The 17,928-nt window shown below is 71.4% G+C and carries 16 protein-coding genes; 9 read left to right on the top strand and 7 right to left on the bottom strand.

Annotated features, from left to right (window positions below; genetic code table 11):
- The first annotated feature begins 52 nt into the window (after window positions 1-52).
- Window positions 53-1,861, top strand: a complete 1,809-nt coding sequence (locus OG788_RS06040) for a glycoside hydrolase family 15 protein (protein ID WP_406369421.1) — start codon at window positions 53-55, stop codon at window positions 1,859-1,861.
- Between the two features lie 143 nt (window positions 1,862-2,004).
- Here OG788_RS06040 and galE read toward each other — a convergent pair whose 3' ends face one another.
- Both galE and OG788_RS06030 read right to left on the bottom strand, forming a co-directional pair.
- Window positions 2,005-3,060, bottom strand: a complete 1,056-nt coding sequence (galE, locus tag OG788_RS06035) for a UDP-glucose 4-epimerase GalE (RefSeq protein ID WP_406369420.1) — start codon at window positions 3,058-3,060, stop codon at window positions 2,005-2,007.
- 375 nt (window positions 3,061-3,435) lie between these two features.
- Entirely contained in the window at window positions 3,436-4,185 is a 750-nt protein-coding gene (locus OG788_RS06030) for an MBL fold metallo-hydrolase (RefSeq protein ID WP_406369419.1), read from the bottom strand.
- Between the two features lie 312 nt (window positions 4,186-4,497).
- Between OG788_RS06030 and OG788_RS06025 the strand changes: the two genes are divergently transcribed.
- Together OG788_RS06025 and fusA are read left to right on the top strand one after the other, a co-directional pair.
- Window positions 4,498-6,507 carry a lectin gene (locus OG788_RS06025; protein ID WP_406369418.1) on the top strand — a complete coding sequence of 670 codons (2,010 nt, stop codon included), beginning with the start codon at window positions 4,498-4,500 and terminating at the stop codon, window positions 6,505-6,507.
- A 393-nt stretch (window positions 6,508-6,900) separates the two neighbouring features.
- Window positions 6,901-8,991, top strand: a complete 2,091-nt coding sequence (fusA, locus tag OG788_RS06020) for an elongation factor G (RefSeq protein WP_406369417.1) — start codon at window positions 6,901-6,903, stop codon at window positions 8,989-8,991.
- A gap of 109 nt (window positions 8,992-9,100) precedes the next feature.
- Here the strand turns inward: fusA and OG788_RS06015 are convergent, their stop codons facing one another.
- Both OG788_RS06015 and OG788_RS06010 read right to left on the bottom strand, forming a co-directional pair.
- A complete protein-coding gene (locus OG788_RS06015; RefSeq protein WP_406369416.1) occupies window positions 9,101-9,535 on the bottom strand; it encodes a (2Fe-2S) ferredoxin domain-containing protein in 435 nt (144 codons plus the stop codon).
- Window positions 9,536-9,688: 153 nt separating this feature from the next.
- On the bottom strand, window positions 9,689-9,853 hold the full coding sequence (locus tag OG788_RS06010) for a hypothetical protein (protein WP_406369415.1): 165 nt from the start codon (window positions 9,851-9,853) through the stop codon (window positions 9,689-9,691).
- A 48-nt stretch (window positions 9,854-9,901) separates the two neighbouring features.
- Here OG788_RS06010 and OG788_RS06005 point away from each other — a divergent pair, with 48 nt between their 5' ends.
- A complete protein-coding gene (locus OG788_RS06005) occupies window positions 9,902-10,435 on the top strand; it encodes a heme-binding protein (RefSeq protein ID WP_406369414.1) in 534 nt (177 codons plus the stop codon).
- Between the two features lie 3 nt (window positions 10,436-10,438).
- Window positions 10,439-11,461 carry a methionine synthase II (cobalamin-independent)-like protein gene (locus tag OG788_RS06000; RefSeq protein WP_406369413.1) on the top strand — a complete coding sequence of 341 codons (1,023 nt, stop codon included), beginning with the start codon at window positions 10,439-10,441 and terminating at the stop codon, window positions 11,459-11,461.
- A 187-nt stretch (window positions 11,462-11,648) separates the two neighbouring features.
- Here OG788_RS06000 and OG788_RS05995 read toward each other — a convergent pair whose 3' ends face one another.
- Window positions 11,649-11,936: an antibiotic biosynthesis monooxygenase gene (locus OG788_RS05995; protein ID WP_351541982.1), complete on the bottom strand. Its 288-nt coding sequence runs from the start codon at window positions 11,934-11,936 to the stop codon at window positions 11,649-11,651.
- Between the two features lie 208 nt (window positions 11,937-12,144).
- Here OG788_RS05995 and OG788_RS05990 point away from each other — a divergent pair, with 208 nt between their 5' ends.
- The 3 genes from OG788_RS05990 (at window position 12,145) to OG788_RS05980 (ending at window position 15,768) form a co-directional block, all read left to right on the top strand.
- Window positions 12,145-13,593 (top strand): aldehyde dehydrogenase family protein, encoded by a 1,449-nt coding sequence (locus OG788_RS05990; RefSeq protein ID WP_406369412.1) that lies wholly within the window; start codon window positions 12,145-12,147, stop codon window positions 13,591-13,593.
- A 32-nt stretch (window positions 13,594-13,625) separates the two neighbouring features.
- Window positions 13,626-14,837 (top strand): L-2-hydroxyglutarate oxidase, encoded by a 1,212-nt coding sequence (lhgO, locus tag OG788_RS05985; protein WP_406369411.1) that lies wholly within the window; start codon window positions 13,626-13,628, stop codon window positions 14,835-14,837.
- A 442-nt stretch (window positions 14,838-15,279) separates the two neighbouring features.
- On the top strand, window positions 15,280-15,768 hold the full coding sequence (locus tag OG788_RS05980; protein ID WP_406376681.1) for an Ldh family oxidoreductase: 489 nt from the start codon (window positions 15,280-15,282) through the stop codon (window positions 15,766-15,768).
- On the opposite strand, the gene OG788_RS05975 is transcribed toward OG788_RS05980, so the two are convergent.
- A complete protein-coding gene (locus OG788_RS05975) occupies window positions 15,758-16,282 on the bottom strand; it encodes an alpha/beta hydrolase fold domain-containing protein (RefSeq protein ID WP_406369410.1) in 525 nt (174 codons plus the stop codon). The genes OG788_RS05980 and OG788_RS05975 overlap by 11 nt on opposite strands.
- 54 nt (window positions 16,283-16,336) lie before the next feature.
- The gene (locus OG788_RS05970) at window positions 16,337-16,771 is read right to left on the bottom strand and encodes a cupin domain-containing protein (RefSeq protein WP_406369409.1); all 435 of its coding nucleotides are present in this window, start codon (window positions 16,769-16,771) and stop codon (window positions 16,337-16,339) included.
- 431 nt (window positions 16,772-17,202) lie between these two features.
- Between OG788_RS05970 and OG788_RS05965 the strand changes: the two genes are divergently transcribed.
- Window positions 17,203-17,853, top strand: a complete 651-nt coding sequence (locus OG788_RS05965) for a GntR family transcriptional regulator (RefSeq protein WP_351541974.1) — start codon at window positions 17,203-17,205, stop codon at window positions 17,851-17,853.
- Window positions 17,854-17,928 lie beyond the last annotated feature (75 nt).

The following is a 17,928-nucleotide window of genomic DNA, read 5'->3' as shown; positions in this document are numbered from 1 at the left end:
GGTGGTCGTATGCTGGAGAAGCGGCAATGTGCACGACGGCGTAGCTTCGATCATGAACACACCCATCGAGGACTACGCGCTCATCAGCGATCTGGAAACGGCTGCCATGGTTGGCAGGGACGGGTCCATCGATTGGCTGTGCCTGCCCCGATTCGACTCGCCGGCCTGTCTGGCCGCGATGCTGGGCACGGAGGACAACGGCTTCTGGCGGATCGCGCCGGTCTCCCGTTTGGCACGAGCCCCCTGCGCGAGCCGTGCGTACCGCCCGGACACGCTCGTCCTGGAGTCCCGATGGGAGACCCCCACGGGCGCCGTTCGGGTCACCGACTTCATGCCTCCGCGCAGCCAACTGCCCTGCATCGTGCGCGTGGTGGAAGGTCTGTGGGGTGCCGTGTCCATGCGCAGCGAACTGCGGCTGCGCTTTCACCAGGGCAGGGTCGTGCCGTGGATCCAGGCCGGCGAGGACTGCACGGTCGCCGTCGCCGGGCCGGACGCCGTCTGGCTGAACACCGAAGGCCTGGGGCGGGAGCTCGACGGCGGGGATTCCATCGTCCACGACCTCACCGTCCGGGCCGGGCGGAAGATGACTCTGACGCTCGTGTGGGCGCCCTCGTACGTGCCCGAGCCGCCCGCGCCGCTGTCCATTCCGGCGGAGACCGTCCTCAAGGAAACGAGCGACTTCTGGCTGGGCTGGACCGGCCAATGCCGCTACGAGGGGCCGTGGCGTGACGCCGTGGTGCGGTCCCTGATCACTCTGAAGGCGCTCACCTACGCGCCCACCGGAGGCATCGTCGCGGCCCCGACCACCTCCCTGCCCGGCTGCATCGGCGGCGAACGCAACTGGGACTACCGCTTCTGCTGGTTGCGCGACTCCACCCTGACGCTGTCCTGTCTGCTGCACAGCGGCTACCTGGACGAGGCGACCGCGTGGCTGGGCTGGCTGGTACGGGCCATCGCGGGGGAGCCCGCCGATCTCCAGACCGTGTACGGCGTCGGCGGACAGCGACTGCTCCCGGAGACGGAGGCGCCGTGGCTGCCCGGCTACGAGGGGTCGCGGCCGGTTCGCTTCGGGAACTCCGGGGTGAGCCAGTTCCAGCTCGATGTGTACGGCGAGGTTCTCGACACGCTTCTTCTGTCGCTGCGAGCGGGGATCCCCATGCCGGGCCATGTGTGGAGTCTGGTGGAAGCCATGATGGGCCACCTCCGCGAACACTGGCGCGAGCCCGACCAGGGTCTGTGGCAAGTGCGCGGTCCGGCACGCCAGTTCGTGCATTCGAAGGTCATGACGTGGGTGGCGGCGGACCGCGCCCTGCGGATGGGGGAACTGCTCGGCAGGAACGGGTCCTCGGACGTGTGGCGGGCCATGCGGGACGAGGTGCACCAACAGGTGTGCCGTGACGGGTGGGACGCGGGGCGGCGGTCCTTCGTCCAGTCCTACGGTTCGTCCGCGCTGGACGCGTCGGCGCTGCTGATTCCCCGGCTGGGTTTCCTGCCGGCCGGTGACGACAGGGTGCGCGGTACGGTGCAGGCGATGCGGGAGCTGACCCATGGCGGGTTCGTGCGGCGGTACGCGCACAACGGCCAGGGCGTGCACCGCGTGGACGGTCTGCACGGCAGTGAGGGCGCGTTCGTGGCGTGTTCGCTCTGGTACGCCGACGCGCTCGCCGCGACCGGACACAGGGCGGAGGCCCGGGAAGCCTTCGAGCGAGTGCTGGCGATCCGCAACGACGTCGGTCTGCTGTCCGAGCAGTGGGATCCCGAAACGGGCCGCCAACTGGGCAACGCACCGCAGGCGTTCAGCCATATCGCGCTGGTGGAGACCGCGTTCCTGCTGTCGGAGCCGCAGCCGGGTCGCTCATGACACCGAGGCCACCGGCCAGGCAGTTCTTCCGCACCCCCGCGCACTGCGGGCCCTCAGATCATGCGCCCGGCACTCCTCATGCGCCGGCACGCCGCATGCGTATGCGGCGTGCTGGTGATGCGGCGCCCGTCATGCGGCGCCCGTCATCCCTTGCCGTTCGGGCGCCGCGCGGAGCCGGAGTAACCGTGGGGGTTGAGCTGCTGGAACCGCCAGGCGTCCCGGCACATGTCGGCGAGGTCCCGGGAAGGGCGCCAACCCCAGGCACGTGCCACGGCGGAGGCGTCCGCCACGAGTTCGGCGACATCGCCCGGGCGGCGCGGGACGATCCCGTAGGGAATGGTCCTGCCGGACTCCCTGGAGAAGGCGGCGATCACATCGAGGACCGAACTCCCCTTGCCCATACCGAGGTTGTACACACGCATGCCCCGCTCGTCCGCGAGGTGGTCGAGGGCGACGCGGTGGGCCTCGACGGTGTCCATGACGTGCAGATAGTCGCGGATCGCCGTCCCGTCCGCTGTCGGGTAGTCGTCGCCGAAGACGCGGAGGCGTTCCATGCGCCCGACGGCCACCTGGGCCACGTTCGGCAGCAGGTTCTCCGGTGAGTCGCCGGGGTCCTCGCCGAGCAGTCCGCTGGGGTGGGCGCCGGCCGGGTTGAAGTACCGCAGACACAGCACGGTGTACTCGGGGCGGCGCCGGCAGACGTCGGCGAGGATCTGCTCGCAGGCGAGTTTGGAGGCCGCGTACGGATTGGTGGGCTGGGCCGGGGTGGACTCGTCGAGCGGTCCGTGGCCGGCGTCGCCGTAGACGGAGCAGGAGGAGGAGAAGACGAGCTGGTGCACCCCGTGCTCGTGCATCGTGTTCAGCAGCGCGGTCGTTCCGCCCACGTTGACGTCGTAGTACTCGATGGGCATCCGTGTCGACGTGCCGACGGCCTTGTGCGCGGCAAAGTGCACGACGGCGTCCACTGAGTGTCGGTCGAAGACGGCCGACAGGGCACGTCGATCACGGATGTCCAGCTCATAGACGGTGCCGAGAAAGCGGCCCGCGATGCGTTCCACGCGGGCGAACACCTGTGGACTGCTGTTGGAGTAGTCGTCGACCACGATCAACTCGTAGCCGTGGTCGAGGAATTCGACACAGGCATGACTGCCGATGAATCCTGCGCCGCCCGTGACGAGAATGGTTGAGGGGGCACTCATGGGCCCGGCTCCTTCGTGTGCGCGCGGGCGGCGGTCGGGAGGCGAGCGCCGCATGGGCACGGCAGACCTGGTGCCGGAGCCCGGGGGTGGGCCGGACGGTCTGTACGTCCGGGACCCCGGCCGAAGGGGACCCGGCCTCCGGAGGTTCCGCGCGACTCGGCTTGCTGTGCGTCATGGTGACGACGCTCCTGGGTGAGATACGGGAACGGACAGCGTATGTTTACGAGGTATATGTACACCTTGCGCCTGTATGTCCCACGCGTCAAGCGGCACCGCTGTCCCGCCCGCGGGCCGGGTCCGCGGGCGTGACCCAACCGGGTCCGCGGGCGGGACCCGGTTGCGGGCCCGGCCCGCGGGCGGTGCGGCCGAACGTCGTCAGCCGGCCAGCTCCCGGGCGCGCTGAGCCGCCTCGCGCACCGGGGCGCGGTGCACGGGTCCGTGCCCGGGCAGCAGTACATCGGCGGCCAGGGCCTCGATGCGATCGAGCGAGGCGAGTGCCCCGCCGCGCTCGGTGTCGAACATCGCGGGCAGCAACTGCGGACCCCGTATCCGTGACGTGGGGTGGCCGCTCACCAGAGCGTCGCCGGAGATGAGCACTCCGGCGTCCGGCAGGTGGTAGACGCAGTGGCCCGGCGTGTGGCCGGGGGTGTGCACCGGGACCGGCCGGCCGGGCAGGTCGAGCGGCCCCTCGTGCGGGAAGGCCTCGGGCTTCGTCATGCGCACGTCCGCCGTGCCGCCGGAGCGGATGGCGTGCACCGCCCAGGGCAGCACGCCGGGACGCCAGGACTGTCGCATCACCTGCCCGACGCTCACCTGGTGCAGGAACTCGCGGCGCGCGTGCGGCACTTCGGCCGCGTGCAGCTGGACCGGCGTGCCGTAGGTGCTGTTCAGGAACTCGGCGGAGCCGAGGTGGTCGTTGTGCGCGTGCGTGATGAGCACGGCGCTCACGGCCTCGGGCGCGTGCCCGAGGGCCCTCAGTGACGCCAGGAGCTCTTGGCGGTCGCCGGGATAGCCCGTGTCGATCAGGGTGACGGAGTCGCCCTCGGTCAGCACCACCCAGTTCGTGTTGCTGCCGTGCACCAGATGAACTCCGGTGGCTGCCTCGACGATCGCTTCCTCGCGCATGTCCATCCCGATGGTGAAGACCTGCTGGTGGCCCCAGGGGGCTCTGACAGGGCGAAGGTATCGCGAGGGCGCGCCGGTCGGCGTACGGCCGTCGCTCCGCGTCCCGTTCACTCTCCCCCTTCCGCTCCCCTCGGCGTCACGAGCGGGCCGCGCCTCACGCACCCGGCGTCCCTGGGTCGGTCGAGGGCGGTCCGAGAGTGAACGGCCTTTTGTGGCAGGGGACTTGACGTGGCCCGGCCGAGACGCTGCCATATGGCGAGTCGCGTTGACTTTTGTTCGAGTCTGCGAACGAATCCCCCAAGGGAGAGCCGCATGTCCCCGATTTCGAACACGCCGTTTCTCGTGCACCTCCTCAGACGCGCGGGCGTCCACTGCGCCGTCCTGCTGCTCGCCGTCGCCGGACTGACCGGACTCGGCCGCTCGGCCGCGCCGCTCGGGGCCGAGCCCGCCGCGGTCGCCACCAGCCAGATCGGGGTCACCCCGGCGCCGATGGGCTGGGCGTCCTGGAACAGCTTCGCCAGCGCCATCGACTACGGCACCATCAAGGCCCAGGCGGACGCCCTCGTCTCCTCCGGCATGGCCGCCGCCGGATACACGTACGTCAACATCGACGAGGGCTGGTGGCAGGGCGCCCGCGACAGCGGCGGCAACATCAGCGTCGACACCACCCAGTGGCCGGGCGGCATGAAGGCCATCGCCGACTACATCCACGGCAAGGGACTCAAGGCCGGGATCTACACCGACGCGGGGAAGAACGGCTGCGGCTACTACTACCCGACCCCCTCCACCACGCCGCCCGCCCCCGGCACCGGGCTGGAGGGACACAACCAGCAGGACCTCCAGACCTTCCAGAACTGGGGCTTCGACTTCGTCAAGGTCGACTGGTGCGGCGGGGACGCCGAGGGCCTCGACCAGGAGACGACGTACAAGGCGATCCGCGACGCGAACGCCGCCGCCACCGCGGTCACCGGACGCCCGCTCGTCCTGTCGCTGTGCGAATGGGGCACGGGCAATCCGTGGAACTGGGCCGCCGGCACCGGTGACCTGTGGCGCACCAGCACCGACATCGTCTACTGGCCCGACAACCCCTCGATGTCGAGCGTCCTCGCGAACTTCGACAAGTCACTGCACCCCGGCGCCCAGCACACCGGGTTCTACAACGACCCCGACATGATGACCGTCGGCATGACGGGACTGAGCACCGCCCAGAACCGCACCCACATGGGACTGTGGGCCATCTCCGGCGCGCCCCTGCTCGCGGGCAACAACCTGGCCACCATGAGCGCGTCGACCACGTCGGTCCTCACCGACTCCGAGGTCATCGCCATAGACCAGGACCCGCGCGGTCTCCAGGGCGTCAAGGTCGCCGAGGACACGACGGGCCTTCAGGTCTACAGCAAGGTCCTCTCCGGCGCCGGCAAGCGCGCGGTCCTGCTGCTGAACCGGACGTCCGCCGCGGCGAACATCACCGCCCGCTGGGCGGACATGGGCCTGACCACGGCCTCCGCCGCGGTCCGCAATGTGTGGTCGGCCACCAACGCCGGTTCCTACGCGACGAGTTACACCACCGGTGTGCCCGCGGGAGAGGCCGTCCTGCTCACCGTCGCCGGCACCGAGGGCTCCGGGACGACGTACGAGGACACCACCTCCGCCACCACACCGACCTTCACCGGCGTCAGCACGGCCGCCGCCGGCACGAAACTGGTCGACATCAGCTACGCCAACGGCGGCTCCACGGCGCGCAGGGCGACCTTCCGGGTCAACGACCAGTACACACAGACCCTCGCCTTCCCGCCCACCGGGTCGTCGAGCACGTACCGCACCGTCTCCGTCCTCGCCTCCCTGGCCAAGGGCTCCAACACCCTGACCTTCGCGGCGACTTCGGGCACAGCGCCCGATGTCGACGCCGTCGCGGTCCGCGCCCTCCCCGGAACCGACGGGACCGCGATCGTCGGCACCGGCTCCGGACGCTGCCTCGACTTCTTCAAAAGCGCCATCACCAACAACACCCAGGCCGAACTCTGGGACTGCGGCGGAGGACAGAACCAGACGTTCACCGCCACCTCGCGCGGCGAACTCGTCGTCTACGGCAACAAGTGCCTGGACGCCTACAACAGCGGGACCGCCAACGGCACCCGGGTCGTCCTGTGGGACTGCAACGGCGGCACCAACCAGAAGTGGACCGTCAACGCTGCCGGCACCATCACCAACAGAGTCTCCGGTCTGTGCCTCGACGCGTCGGGCAACGGCGCGGCGAACGGCACACCGATCGTCCTGTGGTCGTGCAACGGCGGAACGAACCAGCGGTGGAGCCGCAACTGACGGGCCGATCGGCGGCCTGAGCGGACCTCGGAAAACCCGGTGCGCGGCCCGCGCCCGGTTCCCTACACTCGCCACGGAATCACACGCCGCCCGTTCGGCGCCGCGTGTGTCGTGACGAACGAGGGGAGCCGGGCCGTGCGTTACCGCATCGCTGTCGTCGTTCCCCGGTCACAGTACGAGGTGATCCTCGTGTCTTTGCGGGCCCGGTACCGGCTGCGCGGCCGGAACCGGATGCCCGCGACGACCCTCTGACCTCCCGCCCCGCACGGTGGCGACCGGCACGCCCGGTCGCCGAACACCCTGCCTGCCGGAGGTCCTCCACCGCCTGATCACAGGCGTGTCGTCCGGGAATCGCGCCGACCCGTTTCCGGATCGTCCGAAAGGCCCTGGGCCGTGCGTACCGACCTGCACCTCCACCTCACCGACTCCCTCGCCGCCGTCCGCAACCTGGGCATCCTCGCCCATGTCGACGCCGGGAAGACCACCGTCACCGAACGGATCCTCTATCTCACCGGGACCACCCACAAACGGGGCGAGGTCCATGACGGCACCACCGTCACCGACTTCGACTCCCAGGAGCGCGACCGTGGCATCACCATCTTCGCGGCGGCCGTCAGCTGTGCCTGGGACGGCCACCGGATCAACCTGATCGACACCCCGGGCCACGTCGACTTCTCCGACGAGGTGGAACGCTCGCTCCGTGTTCTCGACGGCGCCGTCGCGGTGTTCGACGCCGTGGCGGGCGTCGAGCCGCAGAGCGAGTCGGTGTGGCGGCGGGCCGACCGGCACGGCGTTCCGCGGATCGCCTTCGTGAACAAGATGGACCGTGCCGGTGCCGACCTCGACAGCGCGGTCGCGTCGATCCGGGAACGGCTGCATCCGGCGCCGCTGGTCGTCCAGTTGCCGATCGGAACGGAGGACGCCTTCACAGGGGTGGTCGACCTGCTCCGGATGCGCGCGTCGGTGTGGGCCGACGGCGCCGAGTCGGCCGAGGAGGGCCCGGTGCCGCAGGCGTTGCTGGAGGAGGCCCGACGGCGACGCCGGCTGCTGGAGGAAGCGGTGGCGGAACTCCACCCGGTGGCCCTGGAGGAGTTCTGCGCCCGCTCCACCGTCTCCGCGGCGACCCTCTCGGCCGCACTGCGCGACCTGACCCGTACTGGTGAGGGAGTGGTGGTGCTGTGCGGTTCGGCCTACCGCAACCGTGGCATCGAACCGCTGCTGGAGGCCGTGGTGGCCTATCTGCCCTCGCCGCTCGACGTGCCGGCCGTGCGCGGCACGCACCGCGGCGCGGAACAGGAAAGGGCGGCGGACCCGGCGGCGCCGTTCGCCGGGCTGGTGTTCAAGGTGAACGCCACTGCCACCGGACGGATGACGTATGTGCGGGTCTACGCGGGCACGGTGGAGAAGGGACAGGCGGTGGTGGACGTGGGCACGGGACGCACCGAGCGGATCGCGCGGATCCTGCGGGTCCGCGCCGACCGCCACGCGGAGCTGGAGCGCGCGGTGGCCGGTGACATCGTCGCCGTGATCGGGCCGAAGTCCGCCCGGGCCGGGGCGACCCTGTGCGCCCCTGCGGCGCCGTTGCTCCTCGAACCGCCGGCGGTCGCCGATCCGGTGGTGTCCGTGGCGGTCGAGGCACGCAGGAGCACCGAGACCGACCGCTTGGTGTCGGCGCTGACGCGTCTGGCGGAGGAGGACCCCTCGCTGGTCGTCCGCACCGACCCCGAGACCGGGCAGACGCTGCTGTCGGGCATGGGAGAACTGCATCTGGAGGTGGCGGTGGAGAAGATCCGGCGCGCCCACGGACTCGACGTCGCCGTCGGGCGGCCGAGGGTGGCCTATCGCGAGACGGTGGCCCGCGGGGTGTCGGGCCTGGTGTACCGGCATGTCAAACAGGACGGCGGTGCCGGGCAGTTCGCCCATGTGGTCCTCGACGTGGAGCCGCTGGGGTCCGCCCCGGGCGGCGCCGACGGGAGTCCGGCGGGCTTCGTGTTCCGTTCGACCGTCGTCGGCGGCCGGGTACCGCAGGAGTACGTCCGTGCCGTGGAGGCCGGCTGCCGGGACGCGCTCGCCGAGGGTCCCCTCGGCGGTCATCCGGTGACCGGGGTGAGCGTCACCCTCACCGACGGTGCGACCCACGCCAAGGACTCCTCGGAGATGGCGTTCCGCACGGCCGGCCGGTTCGGGCTGCGTGAGGCGCTGCGCGCCAGTGCCATGCTCCTGCTGGAACCGGTGGTCGAGGTCACCGTCACCGTGCCCGAGGACGCGGTGGGCGGGGTGCTCGGCGACCTCGCGGCCCGGCGCGGCCGGGTCTCGGGCTCGCTCACCCGGGTGGGTACGACGGTGATCACCGCCACCGTGCCGCTGGCCGAACTCTTCGGCTACGCGACCCGGTTGCGCAGCCGGACGCAGGGACGGGGTGTCTTCACCACCCGGCCCACCGGCCTCGCACCGGCGCCCTCGCAAGGGGCACCGACCCGGTAGCCGCGTGCGGACCCGCTCCTGAAGACGGCCCCGCCCTCATGGGCGGGGCCGTCGTCATTCTCGCCCGCGGCGGGGGCCTCGCCGAGGGGGGAAGCCGCCGTCCGTGACCTCAACGCCGCCGGCGGGCCCGGGCCTCGCGGGGCGGACGGACGAACTGGAGCTCCAGCGCGACCGGTGGCGCGGCGACGCCCGGCCCCCCGGCGGCGGCCCACGCCAGCAGCTCGTCCGTGCAGTCGTCATCCATGGCGAAACCGATCCAGGTCGGCCGGCCGCCGCCGCGCCTGCCCTCGCCCGACGGCTGCACCACGATCACGTTCGCCTGGTCGCAGGGCCCGAGGCAATCCGTCGTCCGTACGGCGAAGCGTCCCCCGGACGCCTCGGCGCCGGCCCGCAACCGCTCCAGCTGCCAGGCGTGATCGCTGTCCGGGAACTTCCGGGGATCGCCGCAACAGCAGCCTCGGCAGACGACGAGGGTGCACGGCCGCGAACGGGCGGCACCGATCGCCGCCGTACGGACACGGTCGCGCGGGGCGTCGACGGGCACTGGACGAGACCTTTCACGAGGGGATCGAGCGGTCCCGCACGCGATTCCTCCCGGGCGGGGTGACCGGCGCACGGGGACGCGATGCCCCGGACGCCGATGATCACCGTACGAGACGCGCCCCGCGCGCCGGCCGCCGCCCCGTGCGTGGAACGCTCAGCCCATCTGGTCCTCGTCCGAGAGGTGTTCGACCGTCCTGCCGGTCCCCGTGAACGTCCGGGTCACATGGCCCGAGGAGTACACCCACAGGATGCGCAGCGGGCCGTCGCCGATGTTCCTGAAGAGATGGGGGACGGGGGAGGGGACGTAGGTGGTGTACAACCACGCCGTCGCGCACCTGCGCCGCACTCTCGGACAGAAGGAAGCAGCATGAGCAGCCTCACCCTCGACGCCGCCGAAGAGATCGTCGGCGCCGCTCTGAAGCGCGCCCAGGCGCTCGGGAAGGCGGTGAGCGTCGCCGTGGTGGACGCGGGCGGGTTCGTCATCAGCGTCCGCCGTTCCGACGGCGCGCGTCCCCTCACCCCGGACATCGCCCGCGCCAAGGCGTACACCGCGGCCGTGATGCAGCGCCCCGGCAAGATGCTGAAGAAGTGGCAGGAGAGCCAGCCGGTCTTCTTCTCCCAGCTCTCCCAACTGCCCGGCGCGGCCCTGCCCATCATGGCCGCCGAGGGAAGTGTCACGATCAAGAAGGACGGCGAGATCATCGGCGGACTGGGCATCGCGGGCGGCACCGCGGACGAGGACCAGCAGGTCGCCGACGACGTCCTCGCGTCCCTCGGCTACGAACTGGAGTTCGCCGCCTGGGGCGTCGCCGGCACCGCGGCCGACGACGCCGGAAGGCCCGAGAACTCCGAGCAGCCCGAGCGCTCCGAGCAGCCCGAGCAGACCGAGAAGGGTGCCTGAACCATGGCGGACACGTTCAACTACCGCATCGACCACCACGGCAGCCTGGTCCGCCCCGTCACCCTCACCGCCCCGGGCGACGACCCAGGTTCGCTGGACGAAGCGGTCGCCGAGGCGGTGGCCCTCCAGCGGAAGGTGCGCTCGACGGTCGTCACCGACGGCGACTTCCCCCGCGAGGACTTCCGAGGAGCCGTCCTCGGCACCGTCTCCGGCTTCCGCCGGACAGAGGACACGGGGCCCGACGGACTGTCCCGCTGGGTGGCCGAGTCCATGCCCAAGGCCAACGGCCCGCTGCTGGCCGACCGGGTGGCCCGGCTCGCCGAGCTGACGGTGATCGCCCCCAAGGCGTCCCTGCCCTCTCCGGCCTACCTCGCCGCGACCACCTTCGACCCCGGCCTCGCGGCCTCCGGCGGTCCGGCCTCGGCCCGTGAACTCGGCGAGGCCCTGGCGGAGATCATCCAGGCGGAGATCGCCCTGCTCGTCTCCCGTGGCGTCCGCCTGATCCAGTTGAACAACCCCCTGCTCCTCGGTCACCTCGCCTCCGACCCGGCCGCCCCCGGCGCGCTGTCCTTCGAGGACGCGCTCGCCGTGGAGGCCATGGCGGTACGCCTGGAGGAACGGCCCGAGGGTGTACGGATCGGTGTCAGCCCCGGCTGGGAGGCACCGGCCGCGGTGGACAGGGCCAGGGCCGAGCGGCTGTACGGCGAGGTCCCCGCGGACCGCTGGATCCTCCCGTACGACCGGGGGACGGCGGGCGAGACCGACCTGCTCAGGGCCTTGCCCGAGGACCGGGACGCGTGCCTCGGGGTCGTGGACGCGACCACGCCCGAGCTGGAGGAGATCGACATGGTGCTGGCGCGCATCGACGCTGCTGCCGAGATCAAGGACATCGAGGACATGGCCCTCGCGCCGTCCCGCGGCTTCGCCGACGTGGCGGCCCGGCCGCTGCTCGGCGCGGAGGACCAGCGCCGCAAGCTGGTCCTGGTGGAGACACTCGCCCGCTACTGCTGGGGCAACGAGTTCTGACCGTCGGCCGACGCCGGCCGGGAGACGCGGACCGCCTCCCGGCCGACGGCTCGGAGTACGTCGGACGGCGCGTCGGGCCTTCTGCCGGCCGACGGCTCGGAGCAGGTCCGTGAGCGCGCCGAGCCGCCCGCCTGCCGACGGCTCGGCGCACGCCGGGGAGGCGCCTCCCGGTCTTCCGGCCGACCGCTCAGAGGACCTCGGCGAACGTCACCGTGCGTTCCGTCAGCAGGGGCAGCACACACCCCACGATGAACTCCGTGAAGTGGTCCGCCGCCCTGTGCGCCTCGAAACCCGCGCGATCCGTGTACCGCTCGTAGAGCACGAACGAGCCCGTCCGGTCCGCCTCCGCGTGGACCTCGTAGGCGAGGTTCGCGGGCTCGGTGGGCGTCAGTTCGCGCATCTTCAGCAGCGCGGCGCGCACGGTGGCCTCGTCGGCGGGTGCGCACCGGTAGTGGGCGACGACTGCGAAAGCCATGTCTTTCCTCCGGATGGGGTTGTGCTGTCGGGCCCGCCGATTCCAGCACGAATCCCCTGATGGGCGGCCCGCGCGGAGCGAAAGCAATGTCTGCCGCCGCGGGGGTGGACGGCCCCGCCTCCCCTCGTGTGTTGTCGTTGCGGCCCTAGGGCCGTCCCATCCGGTTGACCGCGGCCCCGCACCGCGGCGGACGAGAGAAGTGATCTTGATGCGTACCCTGGAAACCCTCTCCGGTGGGGAGTGGGTGGCGACCGGCGAGTGGATCGAGGTCCACGACCCCGCGGATCTGCGTACCCCCGTGGCCCGCGTTCCCGCACTGAGCGCCGCCGACGTCACCGACGCCTACGACCACGCCGAACAGGGCTTCGCCGTCTGGAAGCGCACCAGCCCCTTCGGACGCGCCCGGATCATGACCGACGCGGCCCGGCTGCTGCGCGAGCGCGTCGCCGGGATCGCCGAGGACCTCAGCACCGAGATGGGCAAGACCCGCGCCGAGGCGACCGGCGAGACCCTCAAGGCCGCCGACTTCCTGGAGTACTACGCGGGCATCGCCCGCCAGGGCTACGGCACGCTGGTGCACGACGTACGCCCCGACACCCGCACCCACCACCAGCGCGAGCCGATCGGCGTCGTCCTCGCCATCACGCCCTGGAACGACCCGCTGATCACCCCGGCCCGCAAGCTCGCCCCGTGCCTCGCGGCGGGCAACGCGGCGATCCTCAAGCCGGCCACCGACACCCCGCAGGCCGCCCTGCACTTCGCCCGCGCCCTGCACGACGCCGGGCTGCCCGCGGGCGTCCTCAACGTGGTCACCGGACGCGGCTCGCAGATCTCCGACGCACTGCTCCGCGACCCACGCCTCTCCGCCCTCACCTTCACCGGAAGCAACGAGGTCGGCGAGAGCCTGCGGGCAGCGCTCGCCCGTACAGGCGTCCGCTTCCAGGGCGAACTGGGCGGCAAGAACGCCACCGTGGTCCTCGCCGACGCCGATCTGCACGCCGCCGCCCAGGCCGTGGCCGCCGCGGCCTTCGCCCAGGCGGGACAGCGCTGCACGGCCACCAGCCGGGTCATCGTCGAGCGCCCCGTGTACGCGGAGTTCACCGCGCTGCTGCTCGCCGAGACGGCGGCGCTGCGCGTCGGACCGGGACTCGCCGCGGACACCACGATGGGGCCGCTGGTCAGCGCCCGGCAGCGCGACAGCGTCCTCTCCGACATCGAGCGCGCCGTGAAGCAGGGCGCCACGGTCCTCGCCGGCGGCGACCGGCCCACGGACGAGGCGCTGAGCCACGGCTGCTACGTCAACCCGACCGTGCTCGGCGAGGTGACCCCGGAGCTCGACATCTGGCGCGAGGAGGTGTTCGGGCCGGTCGTCGCGCTGTGCGCGGTGGACTCCTTCGACGAGGCGGTCGAGGCGGTCAACGACTCCGTCTTCGGTCTCGCCGCCGCCGTGTTCACCCAGGACCTCGGCGCGGCCCATCGGTTCGCGGACCAGGCCGAGTGCGGGCAGATCGCGGTGAACACCACCACCTCGGGCTGGGACGTCCACCACCCCTTCGGCGGCTTCCGGGACTCCGGGTCGCCGTTCAAGGAGCAGGGCGAGGAAGGGCTGCGCTTCTATACCCGGGTCAAGACTGTCGCCATCCACTTCGGTGTCTGACACGGCACCGAACGACGAAAAGGAGGAAGCCGATGGCTGACGAGACGATCGGCATCGTCGGCGCCGGCATCGTGGGCCTGGCCACGGGCCGGGAGATCGCCCTGCGCCGCCCGGGCACACGGGTCGTCGTGCTGGAGAAGGAACAGGAGGTCGCCGTCCACCAGACCGGGCACAACTCCGGCGTGGTGCACGCCGGCATCTACTACACGCCCGGCAGCCTCAAGGCCCGGCTGTGCACCAAGGGCATGGCGATGATCCGCGCGTACTGCCAGGAGCGGCGACTGCCCTACGACGAGTGCGGCAAGCTCGTCGTCGCCGTCACGGACGACGAAGTGCCGCGCCTGGAGGCCCTGTACGCCAAGTCCCTGGAGAACAGGGTGCCCGGCCTGCGCCGGGTCGGCGCGGGCGAGATCCACGAGATAGAGCCGTACGCCGTGGGCCTGGCGGCGCTGCACTCCCCGCGCACCGCCATCACCGACTACACCGCTGTCGCCCGGTCCTTCGCCCGGGACATCGTGGAGTCCGGCGGAGAGGTACGCCTCGGCTTCCCGGTCACCCGCGTCACCCGGCTGACCGGCGGCGGCATCGAGGTGGCCTCCGCCGCCGAAACGCTGCGGGTCGACCGCCTCGTCCTCTGCGCGGGACTCCAGAGCGACAGCGTGGCCCGGCTCGCCGACGACGGGGACGAGCCGCGCATCATCCCCTTCCGCGGCGAGTACATGAAGGTCTCGCCGAGCAGGGCCCACATGGTCCGCGGCCTCATCTACCCCGTGCCCGACCCGCGTTACCCCTTCCTAGGCGTCCACTACACCCGCCGCGTGAACGGCGACGTCGAGGTCGGCCCCAACGCCGTCCTCGCCCTCTCCCGTGAGGGCTACCGCCGCTCGGACATCGACCTGCGCGAACTCGCCCGCATCGCCCGCTTCCCCGGCATGTGGCGGCTGGCCGGGCGGCACTGGCGCACCGGCATCAAGGAGATGCACGGCTCCCTGTCGGTGGACGCCTACATGAAGGCCGCCAAGGCGTACGTCCCCGCCATCCACCCAGGTGACGTGGTGCGCGTCGGAGCCGGCGTACGCGCCCAGGCACTCGGCAGGGACGGCTCGTTGGTGGACGATTTCGTCATCCGTCAAGTCGGTGCGGTCACCGCCGTACGCAACGCGCCCTCGCCCGCGGCGACTTCCTCGATGGCGATCGCGGAACACATCGCGGACACCGTCTTCGGCGACATCCGCGCAACCTGAACATGCCCTGCGTGCAGGGGACTTTCGCGCAAGAACTGCTTGCACTCCCAGCCCTCGGCAAAGGCCTTCCGCCGACCTAGCGTTCCATCCGCACCACCTCACCACCCCCTTCGCAGAGAAACGGCAGATGACATGTTCGTTGTCGACACCCAGATCCACATCTGGAAGGAAGAGACCCCGGACCGCCCCTGGGTCCCGGGCGCACGGGAGCGCATCCGCCTCAACGGACACCGGGAGGACCCCTTCTCCTACGAGGAGGCCCTCGAGCTGATGGACGAGGCCGGCGTCAACCGGGCGCTGATTCTGCCCCCGTCGTGGGAGGGCAACCGCATCGACTACGCCCTCGAAGCCTGCGAGGCCCACCCGGACCGTTTCGGCATCATGGCCCGCGTTCCCCAGGACAACGCCGTCGAAGGCACCGCGATGCTGAAGGACTTCCAAGATCCGGCAGGCCCGGGCGAGCGGAACCCCGCTGCCCGAGGGCGCCGCCGCCACCGAGGACGGCACCCCCACCACCGACCCGGACCAGGCCGTGATGCCACTGCCGCTGGGCGGCGCCAAGGGGTCCGGCATGTCGCTCGCCTTCGAGCTGCTGACCAGCGTGCTCGTCGGAGCGCCCATCTTCGCCGCCTTCCACTCCGACGATCCCGCGGGACGCAAGCACCGCCAGAACGCCCTGCTGATCGCCATCGACCCGGCGGCCTTCGGCGACCCGGCAGCGTTCACCGCGGCGGTCGACGCCACACTCACCACCCTCAAGGCGCTGACCCCGGCGGACGGTGCGCAGGGGGTGTTCTATCCGGGCGAGCGCAGCGCCTCGGTGGCGGAGCGGCGCGCGGGGGAGGGGGTGCCCGTGGCGGCCAAGGTGTGGCGCGAACTCATGGAGAACGCGGACAGGTTGGGCATCTCACCGCCCCAGGTCAGCGCCTAGTCCCCGGCGCGAGCTCCACGAAGGGGCATGGAGGACCGGACGGCCGGGGTTCCCGCGACAACGAGACCCCCGGCCTCCCGTCCGGGGCGCCACCTGCCCGTGACGCAGCCCGGTCCCGTGGTGTCCCGCCGTCCGCGACACCACCCCGCCGACGGAGCCCTCGCGAGCCGGAGTCGGCGACCGGGTCCCGAGGCCAGTCGGCCTCGCCCGCCCCGGTGCCGACGGTCTGCCGCACATCCCGTGCGATGACGGCACAGATCTCCCGGGCCCGGTCGGCGTCCGTGCCGTCGTATCCGTGGTCCGCCTTCGGCACGTCGACGTGGTCCACCAGCGCGCCCGCCTTCCGCAGCCGTCCCGCGTAGCGTTCGCCCTCCGGTCCGAGGAGGTCGAACTCCGCGGTGACGAGGAGGGCGGGCGCGCTGCCGTTCAGGTCCCCGGTGTCGGACGGACGGGCCGGCGACACCCGCGGGTCGGAACGATCGCGCGGCGGGGACCCGGCGGCGAGGGAGGCCACCGCCGGACGGGCGAGGAGAGACGTACGGGTCCGTCCGTCGGGCGCCCTCGGACGCTACTGGAAGGGGCAGCCGGGGTTGGGGGCGTCCTCGGAGAGGGGCGAGCCGTGCGGCAGTACATAGAGGACGTCCAGGACCAGCGGCTTCGAGCCGAGGTTGCGTCCGATGTGGACGTTCGTGGGGCCGGGAGACTCGGTGAGGGAGTCGCCGGCCCGGTAGCGGCCGTCGCGCGCGCACCTCGAGTCGAAGTGGCTGAGGGTGCCCTGCTTGACGTATGCGTACAGCGGGCCGTCGTGGTAGTGCCAGCCGGTCGCCTGGCCGGGCGGGACGGTGATCTTCCGGAGGATGTAGTCGGTGCCGCCGACGGTGCTCTGCGCGATGACCCTGCCACGGACCCCGGGGCCCGGGGGAGTCGCGTGAGCGGGAAGGGCGACGAGGGACAGACACAGGGCCGCGGCCCCTGCCGACCCGGTGCGGAGCGAGGCGCGCATTCGGTAAGTCCCTTCGCTCGAAGGTGAGTTGACGTTCCGTTCTGGAGTGTGGCGCAGCCGCGCCCGGGAGTCCCGGGCTTCGGTGGGATCGGTGCACGCAGAGGAGTGGGCCGCCGCCGGACCGTCGGCCGAGGCGGTCGCAGTTCATGGTGAGGCCGCCACCCACGCCCCACAACCCGGTGGCCGCGGGGGTGTCGTTCGGGCACCGCAACCCGGCGGCCGGGCGTGTCACCCGAGCGCCGCACGGTGGTGTCCGGGAGTTTCCTCCAGGGACCGCACCGCGGCGGCAGTGAAGGAAGCGGCGCCCGACCGGCGGTCCCGGGTGTGCCTGTCGGAGCCCGAAGCGTGTCGGCAACATACCGAACAAAATTGTTGACAATCTTGTTGGTCTAGATTTACGTTCGACAGGCACTCACTCAGGGAGGGCAGCAATGCAGAAGGAAGCCCGTCCAGGCACCGGCGAGCAGGCCAAGCAGCACGCGTTGGTGCAGCTGCGGCAGGCGATTCTGCGCGGAGAGATGGCACCGGCCCAGCGGCTGGTGGAGAACGAACTCGCCGAGCAGTTCGGTGTCACCCGGGCCAGCGCCCGCGCGGCGCTGATCGAGCTGGAATCGGAGGGACTGGTCGAGCGGATCCGCAACCGCGGGTCGCGCGTCCGGGTGGTGACCGTGGAGGAAGCGGTCGCCATCACCGAGTGCCGTATGGCACTCGAAAGCCTCTGCGCCGCCAAGGCGGCCGCCCTGGCCACCGACGACCAGCTCGCCGAACTGGCGGACCTGGGCGCGGCCATGTCGAAAGCGGTCGCCGACGGCGAACCGGTGACCTACTCCGAGCTGAACCACGAAGTACACGCCCGGATCAGGGAGTTCTCCGGCCAGCAGACGGCCGTGGGACTCCTGGAGCGGCTCAACGCCCAACTGGTGCGCCACCGGTTCCAGTTGGCGTTGCGACCCGGTCGTGCGCAGCAGTCCCTGAGTGAACACCTGGCCATGATCGAAGCGATCAGGGCCAGGGACCCGCAGGCGGCCGAAGCGGCCGTCCGCGCTCACCTCGGCAGTGTGATCGAAGCGCTGCGCGACTGACGTGTCGCGCGGCGACGCGCGGTACGACGGACAGCCGAGGCGGGCGCGCACCTGTCCACCAAGGAGATTGCTGCA

It is taken from the genome of Streptomyces sp. NBC_00647, from assembly GCF_045207245.1.
In the GTDB taxonomy this organism is placed as follows: Bacteria; Actinomycetota; Actinomycetes; order Streptomycetales; family Streptomycetaceae; genus Streptomyces.
The sequence above is the reverse complement of the archived record's forward strand: the minus strand, read 5'-3'. Positions and strand labels throughout refer to the sequence as shown.